At 53.3% G+C, this 17272-nt stretch carries 17 protein-coding genes; 9 read left to right on the forward strand and 8 right to left on the reverse strand.

Translation table 11 applies throughout. From position 1 onward, the window contains the following. Positions 1-227: 227 nt before the first annotated feature. A complete protein-coding gene (zupT, locus tag DA718_RS04075; protein WP_112213705.1) occupies positions 228-998 on the reverse strand; it encodes a zinc transporter ZupT in 771 nt (256 codons plus the stop codon). Positions 999-1193: 195 nt separating this feature from the next. On the opposite strand from zupT, the gene ygiD reads away from it, so the two are divergent. Next, positions 1194-1985 (forward strand): 4,5-DOPA-extradiol-dioxygenase, encoded by a 792-nt coding sequence (ygiD, locus tag DA718_RS04080; protein ID WP_110273027.1) that lies wholly within the window; start codon positions 1194-1196, stop codon positions 1983-1985. 43 nt (positions 1986-2028) lie between these two features. Here ygiD and DA718_RS04085 read toward each other — a convergent pair whose 3' ends face one another. The 3 genes from DA718_RS04085 to tolC form a co-directional block, all read right to left on the reverse strand. Further along, entirely contained in the window at positions 2029-3189 is a 1161-nt protein-coding gene (locus DA718_RS04085; protein WP_112213706.1) for a glutathionylspermidine synthase family protein, read from the reverse strand. A 5-nt stretch (positions 3190-3194) separates the two neighbouring features. Continuing rightward, positions 3195-3863 carry a DUF1190 family protein gene (locus tag DA718_RS04090; protein ID WP_112213707.1) on the reverse strand — a complete coding sequence of 223 codons (669 nt, stop codon included), beginning with the start codon at positions 3861-3863 and terminating at the stop codon, positions 3195-3197. A gap of 170 nt (positions 3864-4033) precedes the next feature. Continuing rightward, positions 4034-5488, reverse strand: coding sequence for an outer membrane channel protein TolC (tolC, locus tag DA718_RS04095; RefSeq protein WP_112213708.1), 1455 nt, complete (start codon positions 5486-5488; stop codon positions 4034-4036). Positions 5489-5683: 195 nt separating this feature from the next. Between tolC and nudF the strand changes: the two genes are divergently transcribed. From nudF to parE, 5 genes are read left to right on the forward strand one after another with little or no spacing between them, the layout of a single operon-like run. Then, the gene (nudF, locus tag DA718_RS04100) at positions 5684-6316 is read left to right on the forward strand and encodes an ADP-ribose diphosphatase (protein ID WP_112213709.1); all 633 of its coding nucleotides are present in this window, start codon (positions 5684-5686) and stop codon (positions 6314-6316) included. Beyond that, entirely contained in the window at positions 6313-6735 is a 423-nt protein-coding gene (locus DA718_RS04105; RefSeq protein WP_110273032.1) for a DUF1249 family protein, read from the forward strand. The genes nudF and DA718_RS04105 overlap by 4 nt, the downstream gene beginning before the upstream one ends. 24 nt (positions 6736-6759) lie before the next feature. Further along, entirely contained in the window at positions 6760-7587 is an 828-nt protein-coding gene (gene cpdA, locus DA718_RS04110) for a 3',5'-cyclic-AMP phosphodiesterase (protein ID WP_112213710.1), read from the forward strand. After that, on the forward strand, positions 7587-8162 hold the full coding sequence (gene yqiA, locus DA718_RS04115; protein WP_110273034.1) for an esterase YqiA: 576 nt from the start codon (positions 7587-7589) through the stop codon (positions 8160-8162). The genes cpdA and yqiA overlap by 1 nt, the downstream gene beginning before the upstream one ends. Positions 8163-8192: 30 nt before the next feature. Then, the gene (gene parE, locus DA718_RS04120; protein ID WP_112213711.1) at positions 8193-10088 is read left to right on the forward strand and encodes a DNA topoisomerase IV subunit B; all 1896 of its coding nucleotides are present in this window, start codon (positions 8193-8195) and stop codon (positions 10086-10088) included. 44 nt (positions 10089-10132) lie between these two features. Here the strand turns inward: parE and DA718_RS04125 are convergent, their stop codons facing one another. From DA718_RS04125 to qseB, 4 genes are all read right to left on the reverse strand, one after another. Continuing rightward, positions 10133-10447 (reverse strand): putative quinol monooxygenase, encoded by a 315-nt coding sequence (locus DA718_RS04125; protein WP_110273036.1) that lies wholly within the window; start codon positions 10445-10447, stop codon positions 10133-10135. A gap of 99 nt (positions 10448-10546) precedes the next feature. Continuing rightward, the gene (locus tag DA718_RS04130) at positions 10547-11128 is read right to left on the reverse strand and encodes an NAD(P)H-dependent oxidoreductase (protein WP_112213712.1); all 582 of its coding nucleotides are present in this window, start codon (positions 11126-11128) and stop codon (positions 10547-10549) included. A gap of 106 nt (positions 11129-11234) precedes the next feature. Beyond that, complete coding sequence (qseC, locus tag DA718_RS04135; RefSeq protein WP_112213713.1) at positions 11235-12584, reverse strand: quorum sensing histidine kinase QseC; 1350 nt, start codon at positions 12582-12584, stop codon at positions 11235-11237. Then, the gene (gene qseB, locus DA718_RS04140) at positions 12581-13240 is read right to left on the reverse strand and encodes a quorum sensing response regulator transcription factor QseB (protein ID WP_112213714.1); all 660 of its coding nucleotides are present in this window, start codon (positions 13238-13240) and stop codon (positions 12581-12583) included. Before qseB ends, qseC begins: the two co-directional genes overlap by 4 nt. 151 nt (positions 13241-13391) lie before the next feature. Here qseB and DA718_RS04145 point away from each other — a divergent pair, with 151 nt between their 5' ends. The 3 genes from DA718_RS04145 (at position 13392) to parC (ending at position 17127) form a co-directional block, all read left to right on the forward strand. Beyond that, on the forward strand, positions 13392-13799 hold the full coding sequence (locus DA718_RS04145) for a YgiW/YdeI family stress tolerance OB fold protein (RefSeq protein WP_112213754.1): 408 nt from the start codon (positions 13392-13394) through the stop codon (positions 13797-13799). A gap of 77 nt (positions 13800-13876) precedes the next feature. After that, on the forward strand, positions 13877-14746 hold the full coding sequence (locus DA718_RS04150) for an AraC family transcriptional regulator (protein ID WP_112213715.1): 870 nt from the start codon (positions 13877-13879) through the stop codon (positions 14744-14746). Positions 14747-14868: 122 nt separating this feature from the next. Next, positions 14869-17127 carry a DNA topoisomerase IV subunit A gene (gene parC, locus DA718_RS04155; RefSeq protein WP_112213716.1) on the forward strand — a complete coding sequence of 753 codons (2259 nt, stop codon included), beginning with the start codon at positions 14869-14871 and terminating at the stop codon, positions 17125-17127. Positions 17128-17272: the final 145 nt, after the last annotated feature.

A 17272-nucleotide genomic window follows, 5' to 3' on the forward strand; every position in this document is an offset into this window, starting at 1 on the left:
ATCGAAAAATAATCCATTTCGTGAATTTTATGATCTTTTTTTGACCGTGGGAGCTATCCTGTTTTAATATTAAAAAATAAGTGGAAATATTATTAAATAATATATATAAATAAGTTCAATTTCCTTAGGGTTAAACAGGATATTGTTTTTTTATTTATCATTTACCATGAATTCACATGGTGAATTGACAAGCGAAATATAATACCCCAGATATTTGGAGCATTAATTTAGCCAATCCCCATTGTTTGCAGTATAACCAGACTTAATCCCATCACTGACATTCCGCACAATACCCCATAACTGGGATTGCTCTGAGGATCTATCTCTTTTGCCAGCGGCATGAGTTCATCAACCGAGAGCGCGATCATTATCCCGGCGACAGCGGCCATAATTGCCCCCATTACTACCGGAGATACCAGACTGCCGAGGATAAGCCAGGCCAGCAGGCCACCGAGGATTTCCGCCATACCGGAAATGCCAGCCCAGAACACGGCTTTACTTCTGGAACCGGTGGCGGCGTATACCGGACCGGCGACCGCCAGTCCTTCAGGAATATTGTGTAGCGCGACTGCTAATGCGACCCCCATACCTAACTCAAGGTTATTGCTGGCCGTCACGAAGGTGGCGATTCCCTCCGGAAAGTTATGCAGGCTGATGCCTAACGTCAGGAGCATTGCCGTACGCCGCAAATTACGCGGGCGCGAGATGCCTGGGATCATCAGGTCCTGCGGGTGGGCGTGCGGTAGCAGGCGGTCAAGAGCAAAGTAGCCCAGCAGGCCGATAATAAACATACCGTAGCCAAGCAATGGTGACATGCCTTCGGTTCTCAGCGCGGCGGGCAACATCTCCATTAGCGAGATCAGCAGCATAATCCCGGCAGCGAAACCCAGGGAAAATCCCAATAAGCGATTGGACGGCTTCTGCCCGATAACGCCGAAAATGGCACCGATAAAGGTGGCACTACCTGCTAACAGGGTCAATATAACTGGTGATGACATTATTCATCTCCTTATGATAATGATTATCATTAATAATATCTGTATTAATTGCCGACCGCGAGAGGAAGAGTTAACCCTTTACCACCTCTTACATTCAAATTTTCTGACGATCATCATCATGCTTATCAGAGTTTATCCTGCAGTAAAAGCGCGTAATGTGAATACATCAAATTCATCTGAATTAAGGATATCATCATGTCCCGTACCCGTATGCCCGCGCTGTTTTTAGGTCATGGCAGCCCAATGAACGTGCTGGAAGATAACATCTATACTCGCGCCTGGCACCATCTGGGTGAAGCGCTACCGCGACCAAAAGCGATTGTAGTGATTTCTGCGCACTGGTTCACACGCGGTACGGGAGTGACCGCGATGGAAGCGCCGAAAACTATTCATGATTTTGGTGGCTTCCCGCAGGCGCTATACGATACGCATTACCCGGCACCGGGTTCTCCTCAACTGGCACAGCGCTTGGTTGAGTTACTGGCGCCAGTGCCTGTGACGCTGGATAAAGAAGCTTGGGGTTTTGACCATGGTTCGTGGGGAGTGTTGATTAAGATGTACCCCGATGCGGATATTCCTATGGTGCAACTGAGCATTGATAGCACTAAACCTGCTGCCTGGCATCTGGAAATGGGGCGCAAGCTGGCGCAACTTCGTGATGAGGGCATTATGCTGGTGGCAAGCGGCAACGTGGTACATAACCTGCGTACCGCGCGTTGGCATGGTGAAAGCACGCCATATCCCTGGGCTGAGTCGTTTAATGATTACGTGAAAGCGAACCTGGCCTGGAAAGGTGCGGTTGCTGAACATCCGTTAGTGAACTATCTGGCGCATGAAGGCGGATCGCTATCCAACCCGACCGCAGACCACTTCCTGCCTCTGCTTTATGTCCTGGGGGCGTGGGATGGTGAAGAACCCATTACTATTCCTGTCGAAGGGATCGAAATGGGGTCGCTCAGCATGCTGTCAGTGGTGATTGGTGCTTAAAGAAGTAATAACCCCGGCAGAGTAATGCTGTCGGGGTTAGGTATTACTCAGTGAAAACGTGCGGATAGAAACGCGACAGATCCTGGGTAATCAATGCCCGGTCTTCGCGAATACCGATCCCCGCAGGTTGATCGTTAATCAGCCAGCTACCGATGAGAGTGTAGCTATCGCCAAACTTTGGCAGCGTGTAGAACTCCTGCACGATGGTGCCTTCTTCACCGTACGGACCTTCTACTGCTTCTACTACTTTGCCGTTTTCCACGATAGATACGTTAGCCCCTTCGCGGGAGAAGATCGGCTTAATGACGTACTTCTCCATCTCCGGGTGAGCATCTTCGCTGAAGTAAGCCGCCAGCAGATTGGGATGATTCGGGAACATCTCCCACAGCAACGGCAGCAATGCTTTGTTGGAAATGATGCTCTTCCATGCCGGTTCCAGCCAGCGAACGCCAGCATCTTCCAGTTTGGTAGAGAACACTTCGCGCAGCATATACTCCCACGGGTAGAGTTTGAACAGGTTGCCTATTACCTGGTCCTGTTGGTCGGTAAACTGACCTTTTTCGCCCAAACCAATTTCTTCGATATAGAGGAATTCGGTCGCTACACCCGCTTCTGCGGCACAGTCCTGCAGATACTGCACGGTGCCGCGATCTTCAACGGTATCGCGACAACAGGCCATATGCAGATACTGGAAACCGAACTGTTCGCGCAGCTCGCTGAATCGCTCAATGAGCTTCTCCTGCAGACTGTTGAACTGGTCGCTGCCTAGCGGCAGCAAGCCGGCATTCTGCTGGTCTTCCATCCAGATCCACTGGAAGAAAGCGGCTTCGTATAGAGACGTTGGCGTATCGGCGTTATTCTCCAGCAGCTTCGGTTCACCTACGCCATCCCAGGCTAGATCGAGACGTGAATACAGAGAAGGCTGATTGGTTTTCCACGACTGGCGCACGAATCCCCAGGTATGTTTGGGGATGCGAAACTTGGTCATGAGGTCATCGCTGGCGATAACCTTCTCCACCGCCTGCAAGCACATCTGATGTAGCTCAGCGGTAACGTCTTCGAGCTTGTCAACCTGCGCCAGCGTCAGTTTGTAATAGGCCTCTTCGCTCCAGTACGGCTCACCGTACATAGTGTGAAAGTTAAAGCCATATTCTGTCGCCTTTTCACGCCAGTCCGGGCGCTCGGTAATGCTGATTCTTTCCATGTTGCTTAGCCGCCCATTGAGCGCGAAGAAGAAGAGCTTGCTGAGCTGCGCTGCATTGTTGATTGCTTAGCGACTGAGTCGCCGAAGCCGCCGCGCGTCACGGTATTGGTGGTGGCCGGTTTCGGTGCCATCGCGGTTTTCGGGACGTTCATTGTACGGCCTGGCTGCGCTGCGCCGTAGCTCTTACCGCCTGCGTCGGTATATTTACCGTAGGCTGGGCTGGCCGGGTTTTTCGAGCTGAACAGCGGCTGCTGAGCGCCCATTCCGCCGCCCATCATTCGGCCCATCATGTAACCTGCCATCAGCGGCATCCAGAAGCTGCCACTGCTTTGCGCCTGCGCCTGGTTTTCCGGAGCCATACCCGCCTGAGCGGGGGTCTGCTGACACTGACCTTCACCGAATTCGGCTACACAGTCTTCACGAGTGGCATATTTCGGCGCGGTACGTTCAGCTTCTTTAATCGCGTTGTTGTAAGCGGTGGTGCACTCTGCTGATTTGCTCGGGTTGGCAGCAGAGCAATCATCGGCGTTTTGATACAGAGAAACCGTTTCATCACTTTGTTCACAGCCGGCGAGCATAAATACGGCGGTGACGGCGAGTGCGACGGGAGTTAAATGGCGCGCGCTCCAGCTTTTGCGGAAGGAGGCGTGATTAATATTTTTTGTCCGTTTCATGTTTGTCTTCCTGGACCCAGTGGTATGCGTTTTGTTAACGCTCAGGATAGAGGATGAGTGGTGGAAAATGAAGCGAAGAGGGGCGGAAAGCAGGGGATCTTTACGTTGCCTTACGTTTAACGCTTCGCTTACCCGGCTGGATAAGCGAAGCGCGTACTACGCAAGACCGATTACTGGCGGAACGGATTGCTGCCGCTGGTACTGGTGGTGCGTGCTGATGCAGGTTTTGCTGCGGCAGTATTGCTATAGCCGTCAGCGCTGGCATCCTGCTGCGGGTTTTCCGGCGCGACGCTATCTGGCGAAGTCGGAATAGGTTTGCCCAACGTATTGTTCAGCGCAACCAGATCCTGCTCGTTAAGCGTACCGAGTGCAGATTTGATATTCAGTTGGTTGATCAGGTAGTTATAGCGTGCGTTGGAAAGCTGCTGTTTAGCGTTATACAGCGTAGTCGTCGCATCCAGCACATCAACGATGGTACGGGTACCAACCGAATAACCGGCTTCCATCGCATCTAATGAGCTCTGCGCGGAAACCACGGCCTGTTTGTAGGCGTTAATGCTGCTGATAGAGGCGTTAACGTTGTTAAATGAAGAACGAACGGTCTGCACGACGCTACGGTGGGCGCTTTCCAATTGCTCGCTGGCGCCAACAAAGTTGTACTGCGCTTGTTTAACCTGGGAGTTAACCATTCCGCCCTGATACAGCGGCAGATTGAAGCTCAGGCCGATTTGGTTCTGCCCGATATCCCTGTCCGGCGTTGTGCTCTTAGAACCGCTGTAGCTGCTATTCGATACGCTACTGGATGCGTTTAAATTCAGGGTCGGCATATGGCCGTCCTGCGCCTGGCGAATCTGCTCGCGTGCCAGATCCTGGCTCAGGCGAGCCTGCAGCAGCGACAGGTTACGGTTCTCCGCTTCTTTCAGCAGCGCATTTACTGCCGACGGTTTGTTGGTTTTAAAACCATCAACGTTCAGCGAGGCCAGCTCCGGGTAGTAGTTGCCGGTGACCTGACGCAGTTCTTCTACGGCATTGTCAAGTTCGTTGCGCGCGGTAACTTCATTCGCTAATACAGCATCGTACTGTGAACGGGCGTTTTGTACGTCAGTAATAGCCACCAGGCCAACGTTAAAGCGTTGGGTGGTCTGATCCAACTGGCGGTAAATTGCCTGTTTCTGCGCTTCGGTATAGGAGAGCGTATCAATAGCGGCCAGGACTTTAAAATAGGCCGTCGCGGTGTTCAGGATTAGCGTTTGCTGATCCGTCTGATAAGTAACGTCCTGAATACCGGCGGTTTTTTCCTGCAGCGTCAGCGCATGCCATTTCGACATATCGAACAGAACCTGCGTTAGCTGCAGAGCGCCGCTGGTGACGTTGGAATTCTGGTCTTTAGAATCACGGAAGCCGCTGGTATAGGTATAATCCGCACCCAGACCGAGCTGTGGTAGTAATGGGCTACGCGCTTCGTTGATCTTCTCGAATGCGGCATCACGATCGGCTGCTGATTTACGCAGATCAGGGTTACTGATACGCGCCTGCTGATAAACCTGCATCAGGTTTTCTGCCTGGCTCATGGCGCTGAAGCCAGTCAGGCCCAGGCCGATAAGGATGGGAAAGAGTTTCTTCATTTGCATTCCTTGTTGTGAAGCATTTAGCGCTACTCAAATTCTAAAAATAATCACTGATTGTATCGAGTCTGTTACCGTAAAAAGTTGGCGTTATGTGCCATGGGGCGGTAATTTGCACCAATCTAGCATACGAGCAATAAAACGGTAGCCACACCGCCAATAAATTCATAACTTCATATTCTACAGGATATCGAAATGCGTGACGTCAATCAGCAGGGGATTACCTTCTCTAAAAACGATGTAGAAATTATTGCACGCGAAACGCTTTATCGCGGTTTTTTTTCGCTCGATTTATACCGTTTTCGCCATCGCTTGTTTAATGGTGGCATGAGCGGTGAAGTGACCCGCGAAATTTTTGAGCGCGGGCACGCCGCAGTCTTGCTACCCTTTGACCCGGTGCGTGATGAAGTTGTGCTTGTCGAGCAGATCCGCATTGCCGCGTATGATACTAGCGAGAGCCCGTGGTTGCTTGAGATGGTCGCCGGTATGATAGAAGAAGGAGAGTCTGCTGAAGATGTCGCCCGCCGTGAAGCGGTTGAAGAGGCGGGACTTGATGTTGGGCGAGTAAAACCGGTCCTGAGCTATCTGGCGAGCCCCGGCGGCACCAGCGAAAGGCTATCCATCCTGGTCGGTGAAGTGGATGCGACGACGGCAAAAGGAATTCATGGACTGGCCGACGAAAATGAGGATATTCGGGTACATGTGGTGAGCCGGGAGCAGGCTTACCAGTGGGTGGAAGAGGGGAAGATCGACAACGCGGCCTCTGTCATCGCGCTGCAATGGCTGCAATTGCATTATCACAATTTACGAAATGAGTGGACAAAATGAAGCGTTATACACCTGACTTCCCTGAAATGATGCGACTGTGTGAAACCAATTTTGCCCAGTTGCGCCGCTTGCTGCCTCGAACGGATGCGGTGGGTGAGATGGCGAGTTATCAGGTGGGCAATGCGCAATACCGATTAACGATCGTCGAGTCGACCCGCTACACTACATTAGTGGCGATTGAGCAGACGGCGCCGTCGGTGAGTTACTGGAGCCTGCCATCAATGACGGTACGACTCTATCACGACGCGATGGTCGCTGAAGTGTGTTCAAGTCAGCAGATCTTTCGCTTTAAAGCGCGGTATGATTATCCTAATAAAAAGTTGCATCAACGCGACGAAAAGCATCAAATTAATCAGTTTCTGGCCGACTGGCTGCGTTACTGTTTAGCACATGGAGCGATGGCGATTCCGGTTTGTTAGCGTCGTGAAACCTAAGGACACCATTTGGAAAGCCTGTTAAACCTACCTTTGGCTGGTGAGGCCAAAGTCAGGATCTTACAAATTACTGATACTCACCTGTTTGCTGAAAAACACGAAACGCTGTTAGGCATCAACACCTGGGAAAGCTACCAGGCCGTGCTGGATGCCATCCACGCCTCACAGCGTGAATGCGACTTGATTGTTGCAACGGGCGATCTGGCGCAAGATCACTCTTCCGCGGCTTATCAGCATTTTGCTGAAGGCATCGCGAGTTTTGCTGCACCCTGCGTCTGGCTGCCGGGTAATCATGACTTCCAGCCAGCGATGTATAGCACGCTACAGGAATCCGGAATCTCCCCGGCTAAACGCGTATTACTGGGCGACCATTGGCAAATATTGCTGATGGACAGCCAGGTTTTCGGTGTCCCGCATGGCGAGCTGAGTGATTTTCAACTGGAGTGGCTTGAGCACAAGTTAGCCGAGGTGCCTGAGCGGTACACTTTACTACTGTTACACCACCATCCTGTGCCGTCGGGCTGTGGCTGGCTGGATCAACATAGTCTACGTAACGCCGGGGCGCTTGATTGCGCGTTGGCCGCTTTTCCTCGCGTTAAGCATCTGCTGTGCGGTCATATTCATCAGGAACTGGATCTAGACTGGAACGGGCGGCGAATGATGGCAACGCCATCGACCTGTGTGCAGTTTAAGCCGCATAGCGCTAACTTCATGCTGGATATCGTCTCCCCAGGCTGGCGCTGGCTGGAATTACATCCTGACGGCACGTTGACCACCGAAGTTTGTCGCCTTGAGGGCGTGAAATTTCACCCGGATATCGCTTCAGAAGGATACTGATGTCTACGCTTCTCTATCTGCACGGTTTTAATAGCTCACCGCGGTCGGCAAAAGCGACGGCGTTGAAGAATTGGCTGATGCAGACTTATCCTGATATCTCCATGGTGATACCGGAACTGCCCGTTTACCCTGCACAGGCTGCGGAGCATCTGGAAGCTCTGGTACTGGAACACGGGGGAGAGCCGCTGGGCGTTGTCGGATCATCTTTGGGTGGGTATTACGCAACCTGGCTATCGCAGTGTTTTATGCTGCCAGCGGTGGTGGTGAACCCTGCGATACGACCGTTTGAGCTACTGAACAATTTCCTCGGCCCCAATGAGAATCCGTACACAGGGCAGCAATATGTGCTAGAGTCTCGCCATATTTACGATCTTAAAGTCATGCAAATTGACCCGCTGGAAGCACCGGATTTAATCTGGTTATTACAGCAAACGGGTGATGAAGTGCTTGATTACCGCCAGGCCGTTGATTATTTCGCCTCCTGCCGTCAAACGGTAGAGGAGGGCGGTAATCACGCATTTGTTGGCTTTGAAGATCATTTCACTCAGATTATCGATTTTCTGGGCTTGCGTTAAGCGGTTCAGAGCGACCTACGAATACACACCATGACGCAATCTTCTTATAACGCTGATGCCATTGAGGTACTCACCGGGCTAGAGCCGGTTCGCCGCCGCCCTGGGATGTACACCGACACGACACGCCCTAACCATATGGGTCAGGAAGTTATTGATAACAGTGTGGATGAAGCACTGGCTGGTTACGCGAAACGCGTAGAGGTCATTCTTCATGCCGATCAATCGCTGGAGGTTATCGATGACGGACGCGGAATGCCGGTGGATATCCACCCTGAAGAAGGAGTTCCGGCTGTTGAGCTGATTCTTTGCCGTCTGCACGCGGGCGGTAAATTTTCTAATAAGAATTACCAGTTCTCTGGTGGTTTACACGGGGTCGGTATTTCGGTCGTCAACGCCTTGTCGAAACGCGTTGAGGTTAACGTGCGCCGTGACGGTCAAATCTACAGCATCGCTTTTGAAAACGGCGATAAAGTGGAAGACTTGCACGTTTCCGGTACCGTCGGCAAACGCAACACCGGGACCAGCGTGCACTTCTGGCCGGACGAAAGTTTTTTTGATAGCCCACGTTTTTCCGTCTCGCGTCTATCACATTTGTTAAAGGCCAAAGCAGTTCTGTGTCCTGGGGTCGAAATTGTCTTTCGTGACAAGGTCAATGATAGCGAGCAGCGTTGGTGCTATGCCGATGGCCTGACTGACTATCTTTGTGAAGCCGTGAACGGCCTGCCGTTGCTGCCGGAAAAACCGTTCGTCGGCAATTTTTCAGGCGATACTGAAGCGGTGGACTGGGCGCTGTTGTGGCTGCCGGAAGGCGGTGAGCTGCTAACCGAAAGCTACGTCAACCTGATCCCGACCATGCAGGGCGGTACCCACGTTAACGGCCTGCGTCAGGGGTTGTTGGACGCGATGCGCGAGTTTTGTGAATACCGCAATATTCTGCCGCGTGGCGTGAAGTTATCGGCAGAAGATATCTGGGAGCGCTGCGCTTACGTCCTCTCCGTGAAGATGCAGGACCCGCAGTTTGCCGGGCAGACCAAAGAGCGTCTTTCTTCGCGTCAGTGTGCGGCGTTTGTTTCTGGGGTGGTTAAAGATGCTTTCAGCCTGTGGCTAAACCAGAACGTACAGTCGGCGGAGCTGCTGGCGGAGATGGCTATCTCCAGTGCCCAGCGTCGTCTGCGTGCGGCGAAAAAAGTCGTACGTAAAAAGCTGACCAGCGGCCCGGCGCTACCCGGCAAGCTGGCGGATTGCACCGCGCAGGATCTGAATCGAACTGAACTGTTCCTTGTGGAAGGTGACTCCGCAGGCGGTTCCGCCAAGCAAGCACGCGATCGCGAATATCAGGCGATCATGCCGCTGAAAGGTAAAATTCTGAATACCTGGGAAGTCTCTTCTGATGAAGTTCTGGCGTCTCAGGAAGTGCATGATATTTCGGTCGCCATCGGTATCGATCCGGACAGCGACGACTTAAGCCAACTGCGTTACGGCAAGATTTGTATTCTGGCGGATGCGGACTCCGATGGTTTACACATCGCGACGCTGCTTTGCGCGCTGTTTGTCAGACACTTCCGCACGCTGGTGAAACACGGTCACGTTTACGTGGCGCTGCCGCCTCTGTATCGTATCGATCTGGGTAAAGAGGTTTACTACGCGCTGACGGAAGAAGAGAAAGCGGGCGTGCTGGAGCAACTTAAGCGCAAGAAAGGTAAACCGAACGTGCAGCGCTTTAAAGGGCTGGGCGAGATGAACCCGTTACAGCTGCGTGAGACCACGTTGGATCCGAATACCCGTCGCCTGGTGCAGTTGATTATCAGCGATGAGGACGAGCAGCAGACTACCGCTATGATGGATATGCTGTTGGCCAAGAAGCGCTCTGAAGATCGGCGTAACTGGCTACAAGAAAAAGGCGATCTGGCCGAGTTGGATGGGTAATAAACAGTAAAATGGCCGGTATAACCGGCCGATTTTTTGATGACTTAAATGCCCGATTCCAGAATACGAATATTCATTTCCAGAACGTCGCCTTTAACGGCTTCACCGTAAGCCTTCATGTGCGGAGTTTGCAGGTGCGCTTCAAGATGTGCGACGCTTTCCCACTGCTCAACCATCACGATTGAATCCGGTGATGTTGTTTGAAAACTGACGCCTGCGGCATGATCCACCAGCGGCGCATAGCCGTGGCAGCCTTCTTCCTGCAGAACAACCGGGGTAATCTTCGCAAACTGATCCAGTACCGCCTGACGATGGTGTTGGCCCGGACGAGTGCGAATTTCAGCGATTACTGTCAACATGGTTAACTCAACTCCTTCTGTGTGTATTCTCATCGTACTTCGGGTCGCCGATTTTTTGACTGCTCAGCAAGCCGAATGACTTAGAAAGTAAGCGTCTAGTTAACCAAAAATTTCTGCCAGATGCTTGCGATATTCTGCGGTATAACGCGGAACATCAGGCATTTTGATCACATCGTTGGCGATGAAGGTCGGCAGGGCGCTCATCCCAAGGAACTGGTTGGCTTTGTGGAACGGCAGGTAAACGCCGTCGACGCCAACGCCGTGGAAGAACTGATCTTCATCGGTGAAAGCGTCCATTGGCGCGTTCCAGGTCAGTGATAACATGTACTTTTTGCCCTGAATCAGGCCGCCGGAACCATATTTCTTGCTGGCATCGGAGCGGGTACGACCATCGCTGGCGTACAGGGCACCATGGCCTTCGGTAAACACGTCGTCGATGTACTTTTTCACCGTCCACGGCGCGCCCATCCACCAGCCAGGCATCTGCCAGATAACCACATCGGCCCAGAGAAAATTCTGCACTTCTTCTTTAATATCGTATTCGCTCTCGGCGCGGACGACCTTAACATCATGCCCGGCGTCGCGCAGGTAACCTTCCGCGACCTCGGTCAGGGTGTCATTCAACTGGCCATTAGAGTGGGCGAATTTTTTCGCGCCGTTGATAATCAGAATGTTGCTCATTTTTCATCCTCAAGTTTGCAATTTTGTCGCTGATTTTACCCCGCGGGGCGGAGCGGTAAAATGAGCAAAATGTGCAAAGTCTTTTGCTTTTTTAGCAATAATTCTGCTACCAGCGAATGCGTGCCTCGAAGCCACCGCCTCGGACATTAGCAAAACTGGCCGTCATGCTGTGCAGCGCGGCGATGCGTTGGACAATGGACAATCCCAGACCGCTACCCGGTTGGTCCTGACCGGGAGGGCGATAAAAGCGCTCGCCAATACGCGCCAGCGCTTCGGCGCTGATGCCGGGGCCGTTGTCGCGCACGCAAAATTCACGTGCATTCAGCGTGATATCGACCTGGCTGCCTGCGGGGCTATAGCGCACGGCGTTATCCAGAAGGTTACGCACCAGCAGGCTCAGTAACAGTGGCTGGCCGGTTCGCATGATGTTGGTGGCGCTCAAATGCAGACGCAGCTCGATGCCGGCCTGCTGCGCGCTGTGGTACATCTCCATAACCGCCGATTGAAGCAGTTCATCGATAGCGATCGTCTGGACATCATCAAGCTGCGCCAGCGAATCCAGGCGTGATAAGGTCAGGAGCTGATCGACCAGCCGGGTTGCGCGGTCAATACCCTGGTGAAGCTGCGTCAGCGCTTTATCCATGCCCTGAGCATCGTCTATGGAGAGCTGGGCGACTTCGGTCTGGACCTTCAGCGCCGCCAGCGGGCTGCGCAGTTCGTGGGCGGCATCGGAAGTGAAGCGTCGCTCACGAGTCATGGTGTCATGCGTGCGCGTAAAGAGTTGATTCAGCGCGTCGACCAGCGGGCGAACTTCACTGGGAACATGGTCGGTATTGAGCGTTTCGGCGGAGTCCGGCGCGCGGGCACGTAGCGTGTGGGCCAATTTTTTTAGCGGGGCCAGCTCGCGGCTCAGCAGCACAATCAGCAGCAGGAACATCAGCGGTAGCGCAACCAGCCAGGGCGTGAGCTGAGAGGTAACGATATCCAGCGCCATCTCACGGCGATAATCCCACTCCTGGCCGACGACGATGCGATGGCGACCGTCGCGGGTAGTGAGCCACAGGAAGCGCCACTCATCGTCATCGTTACGTAAATAGCCGTCGCTAAATCCCTCACGATTCACGCCCCAGAGGATATCCTGACCGTTTTCACCATCGTTGAGCACCATCTTGCCGTCAGTGGTAAAGATAGCGAAAGCCAGCGCATCGTCGTCGAGATGCCCATGCTTAACCTTCTTTTTTGCCCGCACTTGAGGAGTGAGAGTATGGAGCTCATCGAAATTCATTGCGCTAAGACGACGAGCGAACAGGAGTTGCTGGGTATCGAACAGCTTATCCAGTTTATCGGTGGTTTGTTGCCAGGCGATAAAACTGGCAATTCCCCAGGCGGCGCTGGTCAGCAGCAGAAAAAGGAGCGTCAGACGGACGCGCAAACTCAATCGGCCCAGTCGTTTCATACATCACCCAGGGTATAGCCGATACCGTGGACGGTGCGGATAAATTCGCTGCCGAGCTTGCGGCGTAGATGATGAACGTGCACTTCTATCGCGTTGCTGGAGACATCGTCATCCCAGTTATAGAGTTTTTCCTCGATAAGTTTGCGTGGAAGCACGCGCCCGGCATTGCGCATTAACAGTTCCAGTAAAGCGAACTCTTTCGGCTTGAGCGGTAGATTTTCGCCATTCAGCGTGGTGGTGAGTCGGGTTGGGTCGAGGACAACATTACCGTGTCGCAGTTCGCTGCTGCTTTGGCCGTGGGCGCGGCGTATCAGCGCTTCGAGACGTGCAGCGACTTCAATTAACGCAAAAGGTTTGCAAAGATAGTCATCGGCGCCGAGCCGTAAGCCTTCGACCCGCTGGCTGAGCGCGTCGCGGGCGGTGAGGATCAGTACCGGTTCATGGCGGCCTTTGTCGCGCCATTCGCGCAGGATATCCAGGCCGTCGATGCCGGGAAGCGTCAAGTCCAGAATAATGGCGTCATAAGGGGCGTTGTACAACGCGGCTTTCCCCTCTTCACCGCGGGTAAACCAGTCAATGCTGAAGCCCATTTTTGTCAGCCCGACTTTAATGCCGTCGCCAATCAGTTTGTCGTCTTCCACCACTAAAATGCGCATTAGCCTGCTCCTGTGGCCCAATGAGATGAAAGCAGTAAAGCGCGTTGTCACGCGCGCTGTACAGCAATAAAATTTCTTTTTTCCACTTAAGAAGTTGTTAAGTTTTGCCTTGTGTAATAGTGACGGTATAAACACAAAGGGAGAAAACATGATGAAAAAGTTCGCCGCAATGACCGCTATTATCGCCTTAGTTTCTATGCCAGTCCTGGCTGCTGAACAGGGGGGCTTTTCCGGCCCAGGCTCCACGCAAACCAGCCAGACGACCATGCAAAACGGCGGGTTTATCGGCCCAAACGGTAGCGTCACGACGGTGGCTAATGCCAAATCTCTGCGTGATGACACCTGGGTGACCCTGCGCGGTAAAATCGTCGAGCGTATTTCCGACGACCTGTATAAATTTCAGGACAGCTCCGGCACAGTCAACGTGGATATCGACCATAAGCGCTGGAATGGCGTGACCGTGACTCCGCAGAATACGGTAGAGATTCAGGGCGAAGTCGATAAAGACTGGAACTCGGTAGAAATCGACGTGAAGCAGATTCGTAAAATCACGCCATAATTTCCAGAATACATTCAGCAAGATCGGTCAGGAACCGCACACCTCGCTCTGTCAGAGTATGTTTCCGGGAGGATGCGATGAACGATACTCATGTAAGCCCGGCCTATGCCGGGCGTTTTCAGCAAGTGTGCTTGTATATTGAACGTCATCTGGACAAGCCGCTATCGCTGGAGACGCTCAGTGCGATAGCCCACAGCTCGCCTTATCATTTTCACCGGCAATTCAGTGCATATAGCGGGGTACCGCTATATCGCTATATCCAGTGGCTACGCCTGCGTCGCGCCTGTTGGCGGCTGGCGTTTAATCCACAGGAAAAAATCATCGATATTGCCCTTGATGCGGGGTTTCAAAACCCGGAGTCGTTCAGCCGCGCCTTCCGCAGCGCGTTCGCGCAAAGCCCCAGCCAGTTTCGCCAACAGCCGGACTGGCGGGAATGGCATCGACGTGTGCCGAAACATACGCTACAGGAGCAATACCCGATGGATGTTAACATAATCCAGCTACCCACCACTCAGGTCGCGATGCTGCGGCACCGCGGCAGCCCTGATTTAGTCAATGAGACTGCCGGGAAGTTTATCGCCTGGCGTAAGGTGAGCGGCTTGTCCCCGGTCACCAGCTGCGAAACCTGGGGAGTTTCATGGGATGACCCCGCCGCGACACCGGCTGAAGATTTTCGTTTCGATATTTGCGGTACGGTCAATCAGCCGGTACCGGAAAACGCTTTTGGCGTGGTGAACGGAGAAATTCCCGGCGGACGCTGCGCGGTTGTGCGTCATCACGGCTCGCTGGATACGCTCGCGCAGAGTATTTGGTTTCTTTATCGCGATTGGTTGCCCGCTTCGGGTGAGTCGCTACGTGATTTTCCGGTTTTCTTTCGCTACCTCAATTTTGTGCATGAGGTGGGGGAGCATGAGCTGCAGACGGACGTTTATCTGCCGCTGAACTGAAGGATGATCGCTGAATTCCTCAACTGGCCTAACGCCCTGTGACTCAGGGCGTTAGATAAGGTATTATCGCCGGTAGTTTTGCCGTCCGAACGGCCGGTATGCAGATTGAGGATCCACGATTAATGAGCGATATGGCAGAGCGCCTTGCGCTGCATGAATTTACGGAAAACGCTTACCTGAACTATTCCATGTACGTCATCATGGACAGGGCGTTACCGTTTATTGGCGATGGCCTGAAACCGGTCCAGCGTCGCATCGTCTATGCGATGTCTGAACTGGGGCTGAACGCCAGCGCAAAGTTTAAAAAGTCCGCCCGTACCGTCGGCGACGTGCTGGGTAAATATCATCCGCACGGCGATAGCGCATGCTATGAAGCGATGGTGCTGATGGCTCAGCCGTTCTCTTACCGCTACCCGCTGGTAGACGGCCAAGGGAACTGGGGCGCGCCGGACGATCCGAAATCCTTCGCCGCGATGCGTTATACCGAATCCCGTTTGTCGAAGTATGCTGAGCTGCTGCTGAGCGAATTGGGGCAGGGCACCGTCGACTGGGTTCCAAACTTCGACGGCACCATGCAGGAGCCGAAAATGCTGCCTGCGCGTTTGCCGAACATTCTGCTGAACGGCACGACCGGCATTGCCGTCGGGATGGCGACGGATATTCCGCCGCATAACCTGCGCGAAGTGGCCAGGGCGGCGATCACCCTGATTGAAAAACCGCAGACCTCGCTGGATGAGCTGCTGGATATTGTGCAGGGGCCGGATTACCCGACGGAAGCGGAAATCATTACTCCGCGTGCCGAGATCCGTAAAATCTACCAGAACGGCCGTGGTTCTGTGCGCATGCGTGCGGTGTGGACCAAAGAGGACGGCGCGGTGGTGATTAGCGCCCTGCCGCACCAGGTCTCTGGCGCAAAAGTGCTGGAGCAAATCGCTGCCCAGATGCGCAATAAGAAGCTGCCGATGGTCGATGACCTGCGCGACGAATCGGATCATGAAAACCCGACCCGTCTGGTGATCGTCCCGCGCTCCAACCGCGTCGATATGGAGCAGGTAATGAATCACCTGTTCGCGACGACCGATCTGGAAAAGAGCTATCGTATCAACCTGAATATGATAGGTCTGGATAACCGTCCGGCGGTGAAAAACCTGCTGGAAATCCTCTCTGAATGGCTGACCTTCCGTCGCGATACTGTGCGGCGTCGTCTGAGCTACCGTCTGGAGAAAGTCCTCAAGCGCCTGCATATCCTTGAAGGTTTGCTGGTAGCGTTCCTGAATATCGATGAAGTTATCGAAATTATCCGCCATGAAGATGAACCAAAGCCGGCCCTGATGTCGCGCTTCGGCATTAGCGAAACTCAGGCGGAAGCGATTCTGGAGTTAAAACTGCGTCATCTCGCCAAGCTGGAAGAGATGAAGATTCGCGGTGAGCAGAACGAGCTGGAAAAAGAACGCGACCACCTGCAGTCTATTCTGGCCTCTGAACGTAAGATGAATAACCTGCTGAAGAAAGAGCTGCAGGCCGATGCCGACGCCTTTGGCGACGAGCGTCGCTCGCCGCTGCGCGAGCGTGAAGAAGCGAAGGCGATGAGCGAACATGACATGCTGCCATCAGAGCCTGTGACTATCGTACTGTCGCAGAGCGGTTGGGTGCGTAGCGCCAAAGGTCATGATATCGACGCGCCGGGGCTGAACTATAAAGCCGGTGATAGCTTTAAATCGGCAGTGAAAGGCAAAAGTAATCAACCAGTGGTGTTTATTGATACCACCGGGCGCAGCTATGCAGTTGATCCGATCACCTTGCCATCCGCACGTGGTCAGGGTGAGCCGCTCACCGGCAAGCTGACGCTGCCGCCGGGCGCGACGGTTGAACATATGCTGATGGAGTCCGATGAGCAGAAGCTGCTGATGGCTTCCGATGCAGGCTACGGTTTTATTTGTACCTTTAACGACCTGGTCGCCCGCAACCGCGCCGGTAAGACGTTGATTAGCCTTCCGGATAACGCGCACGTGATGCCGCCGCTGGTTATTGAGGATGAATCCGATATGCTGCTGGCTATCACTGCTGCCGGGCGTATGCTGATGTTCCCGGTCAGCGATTTGCCGCAGTTGTCGAAAGGTAAAGGTAACAAGATTATCAATATTCCATCGGCAGAAGCGGCTTCCGGTCAGGATAGCCTGGCGCATCTGTTTGTTCTGCCGCCGCAAAGTACGCTGACTATTCATGTCGGTAAGCGGAAAATTAAACTGCGTCCGGAAGAACTGCAGAAAGTTACCGGTGAGCGCGGTCGTCGCGGTTCTCTGATGCGCGGACTGCAGAAAATTGACCGGGTGGACATTGATTCACCGCGTCGCCCTTCAACAGGCGACAGCGAAGAGTAGAGTAAAGTGAGCCTTCCTCGCGGTTAAGTGAGGAAGGCGAATATTTGCCGCAAAATCGTTGTTTATTCAGGCATTGCGATTAACAATATCCACAAAATCATTCAAGATGCTCAATGCGCTTTGCCATGATTTCCGGTGCCTGCAA

This window comes from Klebsiella huaxiensis, assembly GCF_003261575.2.
Taxonomy (GTDB): domain Bacteria; phylum Pseudomonadota; class Gammaproteobacteria; order Enterobacterales; family Enterobacteriaceae; genus Klebsiella; species Klebsiella huaxiensis.